Genomic DNA, 15,767 nt, shown 5'->3' with positions numbered 1-15,767 from the left:
TATGACGCGGGGCGCCTTGCGCGCCCCGTCGATTGAGTAGAAGTTGAAACTTAGATCGCTTTGAGCGTGCCTTTTGGCAGCGTGGCGGCGATGGCGCCTTTCTGGAACTTCATTTCGACGGTGTCGGAAACTTCCAGAACCACGAAATCGTCAGCCACTTTGGTGATCTTGCCAGCGATGCCGCCGGTGGTCACAACTTCGTCACCTTTTTGCAGGCTGCTCAGCAGGTTCTTCTGCTCTTTGGCGCGCTTGGCCTGTGGACGCCAGATCATCAGGTAGAAGATGACCAGGAAGCCGACCAGGAAAATCCACTCAAAACCGCCACCCATTGGGCTGGCAGCAGCAGGTGCAGCAGCGTCAGCCATGGCATTAGAGATAAAAAAGCTCATTTAGCACTCCAGTTGCAAATGTTGAATCTTGGGGTCAGAAAACTCAGTCCAAAGGCGGCACGGGTAGCCCGCGTTTGGCGTAGAAGGCATCGACAAAGGCGGCCAATGTACCCTGTTGAATAGCCTCGCGCAAACCAGCCATAAGCACTTGATAATGACGCAAGTTATGGATGGTATTGAGCATGCTTCCCAGCATTTCGCCGCACTTGTCCAGGTGATGCAGGTAAGCGCGGGAGAAGTTCTGGCAGGTATAGCAATCGCAGGTCGGATCGAGCGGCGAATCATCATGGCGATGGAACGCGTTTCGGATCTTCAGCACGCCGGTATCGATGAACAGATGCCCATTGCGGGCATTACGGGTTGGCATCACGCAATCGAACATGTCCACACCGCGGCGCACACCCTCCACGAGATCTTCCGGTTTGCCAACGCCCATAAGGTAACGAGGTTTGTCAGCCGGCATCATGCCCGGCAGGTAATCCAGCACCTTGATCATCTCGTGCTTGGGCTCGCCCACCGACAGACCGCCGATGGCCAGGCCGTCGAAGCCGATCTTGTCCAGGCCTTCCAGGGAGCGCATGCGCAGGTCCTGGTGCATGCCGCCCTGGACGATACCGAACAGCGCCGCCGTGTTCTCGCCATGGGCGTTTTTCGAGCGCTGGGCCCAACGCAGGGACAATTCCATGGAAATACGGGCGACGTCTTCATCAGCCGGGTACGGCGTGCATTCGTCGAAAATCATCACGATGTCCGAGCCCAGGTCACGCTGGACCTGCATCGACTCTTCCGGGCCCATGAACACCTTGGCGCCGTCGACCGGGGAAGCGAAGGTCACGCCCTCCTCCTTGATCTTGCGCATGGCCCCCAGGCTGAACACCTGAAAACCGCCGGAGTCGGTCAGGATCGGGCCTTTCCACTGCATGAAATCGTGCAGGTCGCCGTGCTTCTTGATCACTTCCGTACCCGGGCGCAGCCACAGGTGGAAGGTGTTGCCCAGAATAATTTCAGCGCCGGTCGCCTCGATATCCCGTGGCAGCATGCCCTTGACCGTGCCGTACGTGCCCACCGGCATGAAGGCCGGGGTCTCGACGGTACCGCGCGGGAAGGTCAAACGACCGCGACGAGCCTTGCCATCAGTGGCCAGCAGCTCGAAAGACATACGACAGGTGCGACTCATACAGTTTCCTCTGGGCCCGATTCTTTAGGGGCAGTCGGCGCAGGATTACGTGTGATGAACATCGCATCACCGTAACTGAAAAAGCGGTAACCGTTGTCGACCGCGGCCTTGTAGGCAGCCATGGTCTCGGGATAACCGGCGAACGCCGAAACCAGCATCAACAGCGTGGATTCAGGCAAATGAAAGTTGGTGACCAAGGCATCGACCACATGAAACGGCCGGCCCGGGAAAATGAAAATGTCGGTGTCGCCACTGAATGGCTTGAGCACGCCATCGCGCGCAGCACTTTCCAGGGACCGCACACTCGTGGTGCCCACGGCCACCACACGACCACCGCGAGCGCGGCACGCAGCCACTGCATCCACCACATCCTGGCCGACTTCCAGCCATTCACTGTGCATGTGGTGGTCTTCGAGCTTCTCCACGCGCACCGGCTGGAAAGTGCCGGCGCCAACGTGCAGGGTCACGAACGCGGTCTCGACGCCCTTGGCGGCAATCGCCTCCATCAGCACCTGATCGAAATGCAGCCCCGCCGTCGGCGCCGCCACCGCGCCCAGACGCTGGGCGTACACGGTCTGGTAACGCTCGCGGTCCGAGCCCTCGTCCGGGCGGTCTATATAAGGAGGCAGCGGCATGTGCCCGACGCGATCGAGCAGCGGCAACACCTCCTCGGCAAAGCCCAGCTCGAACAACGCGTCATGACGCGCCAGCATCTCGGCCTCGCCACCGCCGTCGATCAGGATCTTCGACCCCGGCTTGGGCGACTTGCTGGAGCGCACATGGGCCAGCACGCGATGACTGTCGAGCACCCGCTCCACCAGGATTTCCAGCTTGCCGCCGGAAGCCTTCTGGCCAAACAGTCGTGCCGGAATCACCCGGGTATTGTTGAACACCATCAAGTCGCCGGGACGCAAATGCTCCAGCAAATCAGTGAATTGACGGTGTGCCAGGGCGCCGCTGACCCCATCCAGGGTCAACAGGCGACTGTTGCGACGCTCGGCCAAAGGGTGGCGAGCGATCAGCGAATCAGGGAGCTCGAAAGTAAAGTCAGCAACGCGCATGATGGGGTTCGTCTAGCAGGGCCGGGAAGTCTAGCGGAATTATCAAAAATTCTCCATGTACCTGATTGACCAGCGGTTATCTCATCTCTATACTCCGCGGCCATTGCCCTGATGGCGGAATTGGTAGACGCGGCGGATTCAAAATCCGTTTTCGAAAGGAGTGGGAGTTCGAGTCTCCCTCGGGGCACCAAAATTAAGAAAGGTCTTGCTTAGCAAGGCCTTTTTTTTCGCCCGCGATAAAGCCTCTGACACCCCACACACCCTGTGGGAGCCAGCCTGCTGGCGATGCTTTCGCCCCTTGCCCTTCCACGCCACCCGCACCGCCGGAACATTTCACAAGGATTCCCCCCATGGAATTACACCTGGAAACCGTCGCCCTCTTCTCCCTCAAGCTGGTTTACGAATCGGAAGATTCAAGCCCGATTTTGCGTGACGATCTGGTCATGGGTGATTACCAGCGGGATGTGTTTGAGCTGCTGGTGCGGCGAGGGGATGTTGAGGGGATTCAGGTGAAGGTGGGGGAGTGTGTGGGGTTGGCGTTGGAGGCGGTTGGGGGTGTGGATAAGCCGTTGGGGCGGGAGTTGGGGAGGTTGGCAGGTGAATTTGGCAGCATTCAGACGATGGAGCAGCTTGATGCCCCCCTCATCGAGCTCAAGGATTATCTGAAAGACATTCAATGAATGAAGGCGCACGACCTAAAAAGCGGGAAGCGACAGATAGCTGGGCCGGCGCTGGTCGCCACGTCTTCCAATAATGATCCTGCCCCCTTTCCCCCGGATCGAACTTCTCTCTGCACATCGCGGGAGGACCTTGCAATTTAACGCTATCGAAACAAAAAAGCCGACAACAGTCGGCTTTTTTAGCTAAATCACTTAAACGAATTCCCTAGCCATCGACAGGTTATTCCTTATTAGTAGCCGAGCTAGGCAGCTCCGCAGCAACATCACGAAAAGCGAGTAGCGCCGCTTCTAAGTGATCAATTATTTCAAGCTGCAATACATCTGGCGCAGGTAAATTATCATAGCTATCCAACGACTCATCCTTTAACCAGAATAAGTCCAAACTGGTTTTTTCACGAACAATAAGATCCTCATAGCTGTAATATCGAAAACGATCAGTTTCAGTTCGATCGCCACGATTATCTGGCCTGAAGCAATTTACAAAGTCGCGAAGATCTAAAAACTTTAACGGCCTAGTCTTAAGCGTAAAATGCTGATTTGTCCGTAGGTCATAAAACCAAATTCCCTTAGTTTGCGTATTGCCATCGTTAGGCTTAGCGTCAAAAAACACCACATTCGCCTTTACACCATTCGCATAGAAAATCCCTGTAGGCAAGCGCAATATAGTATGCACATCACACGTTTCCAGAAGCTGCTTCCTGATTTTTTCACCAGCCCCTCCTTCATATAAAACGTTATCGGGCAATACTACTGCGGCTTTTCCGTCGACCTTTAGCAAGGAAACTATATGCTGCAAAAAATTTAACTGTTTGTTAGCTGTAGTTTCCCAAAAATCGGGACGCTCATACATTAAAGCATTTTTATCCTCATCACCTTCTTCATTGGTGATAGTCATACTGCTTTTTTTCCCAAAAGGTGGATTAGCCAAAACATAATCAACACGCATTTTTGGTTCAGAAATTAACGCATCTGAACGATCAACGGATGGCTCGCCTACGAGCTCCCCTATATCATGTAGAAATAGATTCATTAGACACAATCGTCGTGTATTGGGAACTATTTCATTACCATGAAAAGTTTCCTCGCGCGATAGGGAACTATCTTGCAAACACGCTGATTCAAAAGTCCAGGTTTTGCACCCCAAAATGCCGAATTAAAGTCCCCATCCATTCCTACAAGCAAATCACCCGAGCGCACGACAAAATTTTCATCGTATTCTCCAGTATAAAATGTGGATGTACTTCCCAGCATAATGTCGCGAATACGTATTAAAGGAAATCCGGTTGTCGTACTAAATAAACTCGAACTAAAAGGAGCACCATTCAATACAAACGCAACCTTCGACAAAGAAACCCTCTGCCAGGAGCGATGTTTAGCTAACAGCCCCGTCTTATCGCTGGCAATTATCTCTGAAATACTCATAGTAAATGCCATTAAGCAACCAACCTCTCTTCACTTTTATTCGATAGGGGCTTCAAATAATTATCGAGCTTGCCCCCCACACCGTACAGCCTTTCGGAAAAATCGTTATGAAACATTTCAAAAAAATTGGGCAACGCTGCGACTAAAAAAACTAACCGCGCATTAGATCTTCTGGTAAGTCGTTGCGATCTAGTTTCAAAACTCATTTTTTTAATCGCACCTATTTAACGGACCAATACCTACTTGATTACATTTAGTATTGATGCCCATTACTCCAGCACCACGAGAAACTTGGTAACCAACGCCACTGGTTCGATTTCTCGCATATTTCTGTTTAGTTTTACTAAGCCATAACCTGCCATCATTCTGAGCGTACGGGAAAGGTTTGGCACCTTACGACCAGTAATCTCAGCAAGCTCCGTCAACGACCTAGGACGATGATGTTGGATGGTTCGTAACAAAGCGCGATTATCATCAGACAGCACAGCGGCAAGTGAAGCCATCGAGCTGAACCAAACGGTAGGCAGATCACGCTCATCATGCTCATTTTGAGTACGAGTCGGTTCACCTGGCCGGCGGACGCCAGCGATGCATCGATTCATCGAAGTCACTCAGAACGCCTAAAATATGGAGAATTGTATCAGTGCCTCATAAGCATCGTCGAGACGATCACCGCGATGTGTCAGCTTCAAACAAAGGGGATGGACCACATTACTTCACAACGTTGATTTAGAACCGTTTCATTCCAAGGTTGCGAGAAAATGGTCTGCACGATACCCTCCCACCGTCGCTGCCAATTCAGCGACCGGGTGTGGTAACCCGAGTTATTCAAGGCGCTACAGCGCCCCAATCACGTCATCAGGCGCTTTTTTTATGCCTGCGGCGTGAGTTATGGCGGCTGTGCGTGGGACGCCCTCGGGCGTGCCGGTTTCCTTGATACCCGGTTTACCACCCTGCGCACAGCTGTCACCCATTCGTGTGGTAACGAACGTGGCAGCTCCTCATATCAAGGAGTTGGATAATGCGCAGTATCAATCCGTTTGAAATTTGGCTTTCCCCTCTACGCAATTCCCAATCGCGTGACGCCCTCCCCCATTGCCTCTCCATCCTCGGAGGTGGCCAATGACTGAACAAACTGAACTCAAAACCATCGGCCTGACGCCCGCGATCTACTGCGCGGATCAAGCGCTGTTTCATGTCACTCGCGGCGTTCCTCTTGGCGATGCGTTGTCCATGGCCTCCGACTTTCTGTTCCTGGCCAAGACACTCACTGAAGATGCCGCTTATGCCAGGGACACTGATCGTCATGCCTGGGCTGCGCATTATCTGACTTCGATGAGCAAGGCGTTGGTGGATGATGCGGTGAAGGTGCTTACTCGGGATCGGACTTGTTCGCCGGTATCCAAGCGGGCGGGGGCGAAGGCTGAGGGTTAGTGGTTGAGGCCTGTGGGGTGTGGGTGGTTTGGGATGGTGTTGGTTGATTCGGCATTTGTGTTGGATGGGCTGGCGCTTTCGCGGGCAAGCCCGCTCCCACAGGGGTTGTGGTGGGCTGACGGGCATTGTTTGGCCCCTTTGGGTGAGTGGGCTGTGATTGCGATGCACCATCAGCATTGATGGTCGCTGAGCAGGCACGTTTGCGAGCAGGCTGGCGCAGGGGTGTATCTGTCTGGTGGGTAATAGCCCGAGTTTTTCGGAGTTAGTACCGAAGTCAGTTAGATCCCGAACAGTTTTCGAGGAAAGCCAGTTTCATCTGGAAACCCCATCGCTTTGAAAGTGCAGCCGGGCATAGCAGGCTTGCGATCGATCAGATCCGCAACGTCGTTGATCCAGGTCGAAGCGGGGGCGATCTTCTGTAGTAGAAACCATGTGACCGCAATTAACCCGTACAGCCGCTTCAGCGCATGCTGATCCAGCCCCAATACCTGGAAATACGGCTCCAAGGGGACCGATAACGGGTTACCCGAAGCCTGATTCCAGATGCGGGTATGGTGAGCACAGCGGTTGCGCAAATGGCTGATCTGCTGCATCCACCGGCTGAGCATCTTGGCGTTGTTCAAACCGAGGCGTGCGAGTATTAGATTCTGATATTTGCTGGTGAGCAGCTCGAAGAACTCCGAAAGATCCCCGAAGTCCCAAGCTTCCACGGCGACCCAAACAGGAATGGACTTACCGGCTCGCAAGTGCCACTGAATGCAGTCTTCCTTGCTCCGCGCAATATGCGACTGCTGTTTCAGACTCCACTCTGTCCACTTGTTCCGCGCTTTACCACGGCTGTCCGTGTATGGCTGGGTCCATTTGTACAGAATGAATTTCACATTGGTGTAGGCCATCGGGTCGTGATACCCAACCTCGTGAGCCGTTATGGTCTTGAGGTGGACCTCCAGGCGCTCGACCGCATCCAGCATGAGCATTCGCAATCGTTTATCGAACTGGTAAAGGTCTACGATCGCATCGAAAGAGGTGGCCGCTTGGAAAGTGTCCAGACGAAGAGGCTTGCCCGCGACCGGGCAGACTTCTTGCTGAAGGCCGTTCATTTTGAATTCCCGCGCCGGGTACCAGAATCCGCTGAGGCGGTAATACCCTAGCTGCGCGAGTTTGCGTTCTGCACGTGACGGGTCATCGATTTGCACCCCCCTGCTGGTCAGGAGCGCAACCATGTCAGGATACGTAAGGAAAGGCTTCGGAGGGGCTGGATTAGGCAACGTCCATGTTCCATAAACAAGAAGGCCCGAACGTAATGCCGGACTGAGCCAGCACCAGAGGATCGGGCGCGATTGGGATCCATGCTGCCGTAGCCTAATGACTATGTCAATGTCGACATCACATTAAACGCGGCAAACGTCAGGGTTCATTCGTGATTCGGCGGTTTGTTACAGGTTATATCCACCTCTTACAGCGGCCTGAACAGAGCACTGCGGTTGTTGTCAGGCCATTGCGAAAAAGCAGGGGGCTGCTGATTGTTTGAAGGCGATGATTGAGGCGCTGTTTGATGATGCTATGAAGTGCTGACGCGGGCTCGGACTTCTGCGTCGACCTCCAAGCGGGGGCATTCAACAAGGAAAGTGGATACCTTGCGTTATTCGCGAGCAAGCTCGCTCCTACAAAGGACAGCGTAGTGGATCAACGCATCTGCTCCCTGAAAATACCTACGGTTCTGATACTTCTTCTCCCCTGCAATGCTTGCTATATATCAGCCATCGACAAGCCCTCCGGGCATTAGGCCAGTGCGTGAACGCCCCGTGCACCACTCATCTAGACTTAATGGATAGTCGTAGGCAGAACCGAGCACGTCGCTTTGGTGCAGGTCGATCAATAGCGGCGTGGCAAGCTGCCCTTTATGCCCAGTAGAGGTGCGGCGAAGACCGTGCCGGGCACAACAAGATGCCCGCTCAGGGTGCCCTGGCCTACGGCCTGAAATTGCCACGATGCCGTGACGTGGTGTGAGTGCCGCAGCCGACACTTTCGGACGACCGACAACCATCTGGTTTGTCCGTGACCGTGAGGATTGCTGAATGCCTGATGTTGAGTTGCACTTGTCTTTGGTCAACAGCCTGCTGGAGCGCCACAAGGGCTCTGCGGGTGCGCTGTTGCCCATTCTTCATGATATTCAGGAGCGCATTGGGTACATCCCCGATGCCGCCGTCCCCGAGATTGCCCATGCGCTGAACCAGAGTCAGGCCGAGGTTCGTGGGGTGATCAGTTTTTACCACGATTTCCGTACCGCGCCGCCCGCGCGACATATCCTGCGGCTGTGCCGGGCCGAGTCGTGCAAGAGTCGTGGTGCCGAGCAGTTGGCTGCGCAGTTGCGCGAGCGTCTGCAACTGGATGATCACGGCAGCAGCGCCGATGGCAGCATCAGTTTGCGGCCGGTGTATTGCCTGGGCGCTTGCGCCTGTTCGCCGGCGCTGGAGCTGGATGGCCGGGTGCATGCGCGGCTGAGTGCCGAGCGGCTGGATGCATTGCTCGATGCTTGCCGGGAGGACGCATAATGCCCGCTTTCTATGTGTCTCGTGATTCGGTAGCCCGTGCCGTGGGTGCCGAAGAGGTTGTGGAGGCCCTTATCATCCATGGCCGGGGGCGCGTCGTGCCGCTGGTGATAAACCGCACCAGCTCGCGTGGCCTGTACTGGCTGGAACCATTGCTGGAAGTGGACACGCCGCAAGGTCGTTTCGGCTTCGGCCCACTGACTGCTGACGATGTACCGTCAGTGCTCGAAGCCCTGAAAGGCGAGCCGTCTGCTCATCCTTTGGCCCTGGGTCTGGTGGAAGAGTTGCCCTATCTGAAGACTCAACAACGCCTGCTGTTTGCCCGCGCCGGCATCACACAGCCGCTGTACATCGACGATTACCTGGATCATGGCGGTTTCGAGGGTTTGAAAAGAGCCGTCATCCTCGGTGGCGAACGGACTGCGACTGAAGTGTTCGACTCAGGCCTGCGTGGCCGTGGCGGCGCGGCCTTCCCCGCCGGGATCAAATGGCGCACGGTGCGCGCGACCGAAGCGGCGCAAAAGTACATTGTGTGCAACGCCGACGAAGGCGACTCCGGCACCTTTGCCGATCGCATGCTGATGGAAGGCGACCCCTTCCTGCTGATCGAAGGCATGGCCATTGCCGGCCTGTGCGTCGGCGCCACCTACGGCTACATCTATGTGCGCTCGGAATATCCGGATGCCGTGGCCATCCTGCGCAACGCGCTGGAGATTGCCCGGAAGAATGGTTACCTCGGCGCCAATGTCGGCGGCAGCGGTCAGGCCTTCGATATGGAAGTGCGGGTCGGTGCCGGTGCCTACATCTGCGGTGAAGAAACCGCGCTGCTGGACTCTCTTGAAGGCAAGCGCGGCATCGTCCGCGCCAAGCCGCCGATCCCCGCCTTGAAGGGCCTGTTCGGCCAGCCGACTCTTGTGCACAACGTGCTGACACTCGCTTCGGTACCGCTGATTCTGGCCAAGGGCGCGCAGTTTTATCGCGATTACGGCATGGGCCGTTCCCTAGGCACCATGCCCTTCCAGTTGGCGGGCAATGTGCGTCGCGGCGGGCTGGTGGAGCGGGCCTTTGGCCTGACCCTGCGCGAACTGGTGGAAGACTACGGCGGAGGCACCGCCAGTGGCAGGCCGCTGAAGGCTGCGCAGGTGGGTGGCCCGCTCGGCGCCTGGGTGCCGCCGTCGCAATTCGATACGCCGCTGGATTACGAGGCCTTTGCCGGCATCGGCGCGATGCTCGGTCACGGCGGTGTGGTGGTGGCGGACGACACGCTGGACATGGCTCACATGGCGCGCTTCGCCATGGAGTTCTGCGCCGAGGAGTCCTGTGGCAAATGCACGCCGTGCCGCATCGGCTCGACCCGGGGCGTGGAGGTGATCGACCGCTTGCTGGCCGCGCAAGACCCGAGCGGTCGCGATGAGCAAGTGATCATCCTCAAGGACCTGTGCGACACCCTGCAATACGGTTCGCTGTGTGCGTTGGGCGGCATGGTGTCCTTTCCGGTCGCCAGCGCCCTCAAGCACTTCCCCGCCGACTTCGGCTTGTTGCCCTCGGAGGCCGATCAATGATCACTCTCTTCGACCCGAACACCGACATTGACCTGGGTACTCCTGCCCGCGACAGCCAGGTGCAGGTCACCCTGAACATCGACGGCCGCAGCATCAGCGTGCCAGAAGGCACTTCGGTGATGCGTGCCGCCGCGCTGCTCGGCACCACCATTCCCAAACTCTGTGCCACCGACAGCCTGGAAGCCTTCGGTTCCTGCCGCATGTGCCTGGTGGAGATCGACGGCATGCGCGGTTATCCGGCGTCCTGCACCACGCCGGTTACTGAAGGCATGAGCGTGCACACCCAGACGCCCAAGCTTGCGACCCTGCGGCGCAATGTCATGGAGTTGTACATCTCCGATCACCCGCTGGACTGCCTGACCTGCTCGGCCAACGGCAACTGCGAGCTGCAAACCGTGGCCGGTCAGGTCGGCCTTCGGGAGGTGCGTTACGGCTATGAAGGCGACAACCATCTGGCCGATGTGAAGGACACTTCCAACCCCTACTTCGACTACGACCCGAGCAAGTGCATCGTCTGCAACCGCTGTGTGCGCGCTTGCGAGGAAACCCAAGGCACCTTTGCCCTGACCATTACCGGGCGCGGTTTTGAATCCCGGGTGGCGGCTGCGGGTGGGGATAACTTCCTCGATTCGGAATGCGTGTCCTGCGGCGCCTGTGTGCAGGCCTGCCCTACTGCGACGCTGATGGAAAAAAGCGTGGTCGAACTGGGCCAGCCCGAGCGCAGTGTGATCACCACCTGCGCCTATTGCGGCGTGGGTTGCTCGTTCCGCGCCGAGATGAAAGGCGACCAGCTGGTGCGCATGGTTCCGGACAAGAACGGCCAGGCCAACCATGGCCACTCCTGCGTCAAGGGGCGCTTTGCCTGGGGCTACGCCACCCACCCGGATCGAATCACCAAACCGATGATCCGTAAGCACATCAACGACCCTTGGCAGGAAGTGAGCTGGGATGAGGCGGTGACCTACGCCGCCAGCGAATTCCGCCGGTTGCAGCAGAAATATGGTCGCGATTCCATTGGCGGCATCACCTCCAGCCGCTGCACCAACGAAGAAACTTACCTGGTGCAAAAACTGGTGCGCGCCGCGTTCGGCAACAACAACGTCGACACCTGTGCGCGGGTCTGCCACTCGCCCACCGGCTATGGTTTGAAACAGACCCTGGGCGAGTCAGCCGGCACCCAGAGCTTCGACTCGGTGATGCAGGCCGACGTGATCCTGGTGATGGGCGCCAACCCCAGCGACGCGCACCCGGTGTTCGCTTCCCAGCTCAAGCGCCGCTTGCGGGAAGGTGCGCGGCTGATCGTCATCGATCCACGCCGCATCGATCTGGTGGATTCGGTGCACGCCCGCGCTGAATATCACCTGGCGCTGCGCCCCGGCACCAACGTCGCCATGCTCAACGCCCTGGCCCATGTGATCGTCACCGAAGGGCTGCTCAACCAGGCCTTTATCGACGCCCGTTGCGAGGGCGGCGATTTCGCCAACTGGAGTGAGTTTGTCAGCCGGCCGGAAAACTCGCCGGAAGTGCTTGGCGCGATCTGCGGCGTGCCCGCTGCCGACATTCGTGCCGCCGCGCGCCTGTATGCCACTGGCGGCAATGCGGCGATTTACTATGGCCTGGGTGTCACCGAGCACAGCCAAGGCAGCACCGCCGTCATGGGCATCGCCAACCTGGCCATGGCCACCGGCAACATCGGCCGCGAAGGCGTGGGCGTGAACCCGCTGCGGGGGCAGAACAACGTTCAGGGTTCCTGTGACATGGGGTCGTTTCCGCACGAGTTGCCAGGCTACCGGCACATCTCCAACGAGGTGGTGCGGGCGCAGTTCGAACAGGCGTGGAACGTCACCCTGCAACCCGACCCGGGCCTGCGTATTCCCAACATGTTCGAGTCGGCCCTGGCCGGCAGTTTCAAGGGCCTGTATTGCCAGGGCGAGGACATCGCCCAGAGCGATCCGAATACCCAGCACGTCACTGCGGCGCTGTCGGCCATGGAGTGCGTGGTGGTACAGGATATTTTCCTCAACGAAACCGCCAAGTTCGCCCATGTATTTTTGCCGGGCAGTTCGTTCCTGGAGAAGGACGGTACTTTTACCAACGCCGAGCGGCGTATCTCCCGGGTGCGCAAGGTCATGGACCCTCTGGGCGGCAAGGCTGACTGGGAAGGTACGGTGGCGCTGGCCAACGCCCTGGGTTATCCGATGAACTACAAACACCCATCGGAAATCATGGATGAAATCGCCAGCCTGACGCCGACCTTTACCAACGTCAGCTACGCCGAACTCGATCGCCACGGCAGCCTGCAATGGCCGTGCAACGCCGCGGCACCGGATGGCACGCCGACCATGCACATCGAGGAATTCGTGCGCGGCAAGGGGCGTTTCATGCTCACCGGCTATGTGCCGACCGAGGAGAAGGTCAACACCCGTTATCCGCTGCTGCTGACCACCGGGCGCATCCTCAGTCAGTACAACGTCGGCGCGCAAACCCGGCGTACAGAGAACGTCGCCTGGCATGACGAGGACCGCCTGGAAATCCACCCAACCGACGCCGAAAGCCGAGGCATCAACGAAAATGACTGGGTCGGCATCGGCAGCCGTGCCGGGCAGACCGTGCTGCGCGCGCGGATCACTGAACGGGTCGCGCCGGGCGTGGTGTACACCACCTTCCACTTCCCTGAATCAGGCGCCAACGTGATCACCACCGACAACTCCGACTGGGCCACCAACTGTCCGGAGTACAAGGTCACGGCGGTGGAAGTCAGCCGCGTGTATCACCCTTCGGAGTGGCAAAAGCGCTTCCAGGAGTTCAGCGAAGAACAGGACCGCTTGCTCAAGGATCGCCGCCACGCCCGTGGTGATAAGGCGGAGGTGCGCCGATGAGCACGGAAAACCTGATCAAGATGGCCAACCAGATCGCCCAGTACTTCGCCAGCCAACCGGACCAGCAACAGGCGGTGCTCAGCGTGCGCAATCACTTGCAGATGTTCTGGGCGCCGAGCATGCGCAAGGAATTGCTGGCCTGGCAGACGGAGCATCAGGGGGCGGATTTACATCCGTTGGTGCAAGAGGCGGTGAGTGGCGCAGGTTGGTAGCGACTGGAAAAACGCTATCCCAGTAGGAGCCGGCTTGCTGGCGATCGCGGTTCGTCAGGCGACATGTGTGTCGTCTGGATGTCCGCCATCGCCAGCAAGCCGGCTCCTACAGGGTTATGTATCAATTTTGAATGCGGCTTTCACTTTTCAGGTAGAGCGACAACTCATGTTGCCGCTGACAGCCAAGCAACAGCCAAAGCAGAACCCTGGCTTTACGCGGACATAGAAATCCCGCCATCGATGCACCCTTGCGAATCAGATCCATCTCACCGCCATTAAAACCATAGCTGGCTTGCGCAGTAGAGCCGGAACCGGTGCGGGTCGCGATGATGACCGGGATTCTTTCGGCGATGTGCTCAATCACCGTCGCCCAGCTCTGCGAGACATGTCCGGCGCCGAAACCGGCGATCACCAGCCCGTCATAACCAAGCGCAAGGATGTTTTCCAGAAGCAGCGTGTCAGCCGAGAGGGTTGCCTCCCACATCGCAACCTTCTGCGTTGTCTGGTGCGGCAGGGGCAAAACCCTACGCTGAACCGGCGCGCGCAGGTAGTGAACGCGGTCTTCCATTATCAGGCCTGCAGGCCCCACGACCGGAGAGGTAAACGCCTGCAACGCCATCGAATCAGTTTTACGCACGCTGCTCGCTTGATGAATCTCCCCGTTCATCACCACCTGAACACCACGCTTTCGGCTGGTCCCGGCCAGGGCGACGTGACATGCATCCAGCAGATTCGCCGGTCCCTCGGCCCCTGGCTGTGCTGCCGAGCGCATCGCACCGGTCAGCACCAGTGGTGCGTCGTGGGGCCAAAGGTAATCGAAAAACGTTGCCGTTTCTTCGAGTGTGTCGGTGCCTTGGGTCAACACGACACCCACGGCGCCTTGCTTGATTTGAAGTTGCGCCCACGACAATACAGTCAGTAAAAATCCGAAATCCAATGAAGCGCTGGGCAGCAGTCCAAGGGTTTCAACGGTCACCCGGGCAAACGTCGCCAAATGCGGTACGGACGCCAGTTGAGTCTCGCCGCTGACGGTCGGGATAACGCCTTCGCCGGCATTCCTGGCTTGCATGCTCACCGTGCCGCCGAGTGCCGCGATGGCGAGTTTGGGCAGTTCCATGTGATACCTCATGTGTTCGGAAAGAGAGGTGGCTGTACCCGGTTCAGGATGGGGTACAGCCCAAAGGTCGGTGGCATTTACCCCGCGATAAGGACGCCGATCAGCGGCACGATCAGCAACGTGCTGATGGCCATGGACAGGACATTGCCGATGTAGGCATGCATGTCGGCCGGCAAACGCTTGGCAATCGCACAGGCCAGGGGCGGTGCGATCAATGCCCCCAGCAATGCACTCGAACCGATCACCAGCCAACTGCCGCCATGGGTCAGAATCGCCGCGGGCACCACCGACACCAGAGGCACGTAAGTGGGGTACCAGCCGCGCAACATCCATTGCCGACGCCAGATCACCACCCCGATGGCCGAGGTCAGCGCCTGTGCAGCGATGATGTGCAGCAGCAGACCTGAACCGTACGCCGGGCTCATCGGGTTCATGCTGTAGGCGAGCAATACCCCGAGTAACAAGCCGAGGCTGGCCAGTTCATTGCCGAAGAACGGTGCTTCGGAAAAGTCAGCCAGGACCCGGCGCAGGCTCCAGACAACCCCGTAGTCTGGCGCCTTGGTGACGGGCGCGGGAGGCTTGGCGGGTGGTGTCGCGGATTGATCGGACGTCATCAGGCTGGGCCGGTAGCGGCACAGCAGAAAGGCCACGACACTGGCGACCGCCATGCCCAGGACATTGCCGATCACCGCCGGCAATCCCAACGGGTTACACAGGTAATTGACGATCAGCAGGCACATGGGCGTGACGAGTACGGCGCCCATGATCGCGCCGTTGATCGTGACCTTCCAGCCACCGCCAAACATCAGCACCATCGCCGCTGGCAGCGAAACGAACGCGGCAAATGTCGGTTGCCAGCTGGTGGCGGTCACCGTCCAACCCCACAGCACGTTACTCAGCAGCAGCCCGAGCAGCGAACTGGTGATCAGCCACGGCCATAGCCCGGTGCCATAAGAAATGCTGAAGCCTTGCCAGGATCTCCCCGTTCGATTCGCCCAGTAGGCGAGATAGGCCCCCGCCAACAGTCCGATCGATGCGAACTCGTGTTTGTAGAACGCCACCTCGCTGATGTCGCCGAGCAGCCAACGTAACCAGGCACTCGGCTGGGGAAGGCTCGACACCATGTCGCTGTAACTCGGCCAATGGGCGGACCAGAACGAACGATTGGTGAATGAAAGCCAGACAATCAGCAGTGTCGCGCCGATCATCAGCACGATGACCGCCACATCAAAAGACGATCTGGGGGCAAGCCGGTTTTTATCGGTTGTGGTTTCCATGGGTC

General features: G+C 57.9%; 15 protein-coding genes and 1 tRNA gene. 7 read left to right on the top strand and 9 right to left on the bottom strand.

The window, feature by feature from the left end:
* Positions 1 to 50: 50 nt before the first annotated feature.
* The 3 genes from yajC to queA are packed head-to-tail and all read right to left on the bottom strand — an operon-like array spanning position 51 to position 2,627.
* A complete protein-coding gene (gene yajC, locus SOP95_RS01570; protein ID WP_016773317.1) occupies positions 51 to 389 on the bottom strand; it encodes a preprotein translocase subunit YajC in 339 nt (112 codons plus the stop codon).
* Between the two features lie 43 nt (positions 390 to 432).
* Entirely contained in the window at positions 433 to 1,548 is a 1,116-nt protein-coding gene (gene tgt / locus SOP95_RS01565; protein WP_274077280.1) for a tRNA guanosine(34) transglycosylase Tgt, read from the bottom strand.
* Positions 1,549 to 1,562: 14 nt separating this feature from the next.
* On the bottom strand, positions 1,563 to 2,627 hold the full coding sequence (queA, locus tag SOP95_RS01560) for a tRNA preQ1(34) S-adenosylmethionine ribosyltransferase-isomerase QueA (protein ID WP_323605679.1): 1,065 nt from the start codon (positions 2,625 to 2,627) through the stop codon (positions 1,563 to 1,565).
* Between the two features lie 105 nt (positions 2,628 to 2,732).
* Here queA and SOP95_RS01555 point away from each other — a divergent pair.
* Both SOP95_RS01555 and SOP95_RS01550 read left to right on the top strand, forming a co-directional pair.
* A tRNA-Leu gene (locus SOP95_RS01555) sits at positions 2,733 to 2,817 on the top strand.
* A gap of 160 nt (positions 2,818 to 2,977) precedes the next feature.
* On the top strand, positions 2,978 to 3,307 hold the full coding sequence (locus SOP95_RS01550) for a hypothetical protein (protein WP_323605677.1): 330 nt from the start codon (positions 2,978 to 2,980) through the stop codon (positions 3,305 to 3,307).
* A 220-nt stretch (positions 3,308 to 3,527) separates the two neighbouring features.
* Here the strand turns inward: SOP95_RS01550 and SOP95_RS01545 are convergent, their stop codons facing one another.
* The 3 genes from SOP95_RS01545 to SOP95_RS01535 form a co-directional block, all read right to left on the bottom strand.
* Positions 3,528 to 4,337: an HsdM family class I SAM-dependent methyltransferase gene (locus SOP95_RS01545; RefSeq protein ID WP_323605676.1), complete on the bottom strand. Its 810-nt coding sequence runs from the start codon at positions 4,335 to 4,337 to the stop codon at positions 3,528 to 3,530.
* A 26-nt stretch (positions 4,338 to 4,363) separates the two neighbouring features.
* Entirely contained in the window at positions 4,364 to 4,729 is a 366-nt protein-coding gene (locus tag SOP95_RS01540) for a hypothetical protein (protein WP_323605675.1), read from the bottom strand.
* Positions 4,730 to 4,998: 269 nt separating this feature from the next.
* Positions 4,999 to 5,331, bottom strand: a complete 333-nt coding sequence (locus SOP95_RS01535) for an HVO_A0114 family putative DNA-binding protein (RefSeq protein ID WP_323605739.1) — start codon at positions 5,329 to 5,331, stop codon at positions 4,999 to 5,001.
* 520 nt (positions 5,332 to 5,851) lie between these two features.
* Between SOP95_RS01535 and SOP95_RS01530 the strand changes: the two genes are divergently transcribed.
* Positions 5,852 to 6,163, top strand: coding sequence for a DUF3077 domain-containing protein (locus SOP95_RS01530; RefSeq protein WP_323605673.1), 312 nt, complete (start codon positions 5,852 to 5,854; stop codon positions 6,161 to 6,163).
* Between the two features lie 278 nt (positions 6,164 to 6,441).
* On the opposite strand, the gene SOP95_RS01525 is transcribed toward SOP95_RS01530, so the two are convergent.
* A complete protein-coding gene (locus SOP95_RS01525) occupies positions 6,442 to 7,386 on the bottom strand; it encodes an Abi family protein (protein ID WP_046820678.1) in 945 nt (314 codons plus the stop codon).
* Between the two features lie 855 nt (positions 7,387 to 8,241).
* Between SOP95_RS01525 and SOP95_RS01520 the strand changes: the two genes are divergently transcribed.
* The 4 genes from SOP95_RS01520 to SOP95_RS01505 are packed head-to-tail and all read left to right on the top strand — an operon-like array spanning position 8,242 to position 13,368.
* Positions 8,242 to 8,718 carry a formate dehydrogenase subunit gamma gene (locus SOP95_RS01520; RefSeq protein WP_274073882.1) on the top strand — a complete coding sequence of 159 codons (477 nt, stop codon included), beginning with the start codon at positions 8,242 to 8,244 and terminating at the stop codon, positions 8,716 to 8,718.
* On the top strand, positions 8,718 to 10,277 hold the full coding sequence (locus SOP95_RS01515; protein WP_323605671.1) for a formate dehydrogenase beta subunit: 1,560 nt from the start codon (positions 8,718 to 8,720) through the stop codon (positions 10,275 to 10,277). The genes SOP95_RS01520 and SOP95_RS01515 overlap by 1 nt, the downstream gene beginning before the upstream one ends.
* Positions 10,274 to 13,156 carry a formate dehydrogenase subunit alpha gene (gene fdhF / locus SOP95_RS01510; protein WP_323605669.1) on the top strand — a complete coding sequence of 961 codons (2,883 nt, stop codon included), beginning with the start codon at positions 10,274 to 10,276 and terminating at the stop codon, positions 13,154 to 13,156. Before SOP95_RS01515 ends, fdhF begins: the two co-directional genes overlap by 4 nt.
* Positions 13,153 to 13,368 (top strand): formate dehydrogenase subunit delta, encoded by a 216-nt coding sequence (locus tag SOP95_RS01505; protein WP_248687421.1) that lies wholly within the window; start codon positions 13,153 to 13,155, stop codon positions 13,366 to 13,368. Before fdhF ends, SOP95_RS01505 begins: the two co-directional genes overlap by 4 nt.
* Before the next feature lie 121 nt (positions 13,369 to 13,489).
* Here the strand turns inward: SOP95_RS01505 and SOP95_RS01500 are convergent, their stop codons facing one another.
* Both SOP95_RS01500 and SOP95_RS01495 read right to left on the bottom strand, forming a co-directional pair.
* The gene (locus SOP95_RS01500) at positions 13,490 to 14,485 is read right to left on the bottom strand and encodes an asparaginase (protein ID WP_323605668.1); all 996 of its coding nucleotides are present in this window, start codon (positions 14,483 to 14,485) and stop codon (positions 13,490 to 13,492) included.
* Between the two features lie 77 nt (positions 14,486 to 14,562).
* On the bottom strand, positions 14,563 to 15,762 hold the full coding sequence (locus SOP95_RS01495; protein WP_323605665.1) for a hypothetical protein: 1,200 nt from the start codon (positions 15,760 to 15,762) through the stop codon (positions 14,563 to 14,565).
* Positions 15,763 to 15,767 lie beyond the last annotated feature (5 nt).

Source organism: Pseudomonas sp. YuFO8 (assembly GCF_035065025.1).
Taxonomy (GTDB): domain Bacteria; phylum Pseudomonadota; class Gammaproteobacteria; order Pseudomonadales; family Pseudomonadaceae; genus Aquipseudomonas; species Aquipseudomonas putida_AE.
The sequence above is the reverse complement of the archived record's forward strand: the minus strand, read 5'-3'. Positions and strand labels throughout refer to the sequence as shown.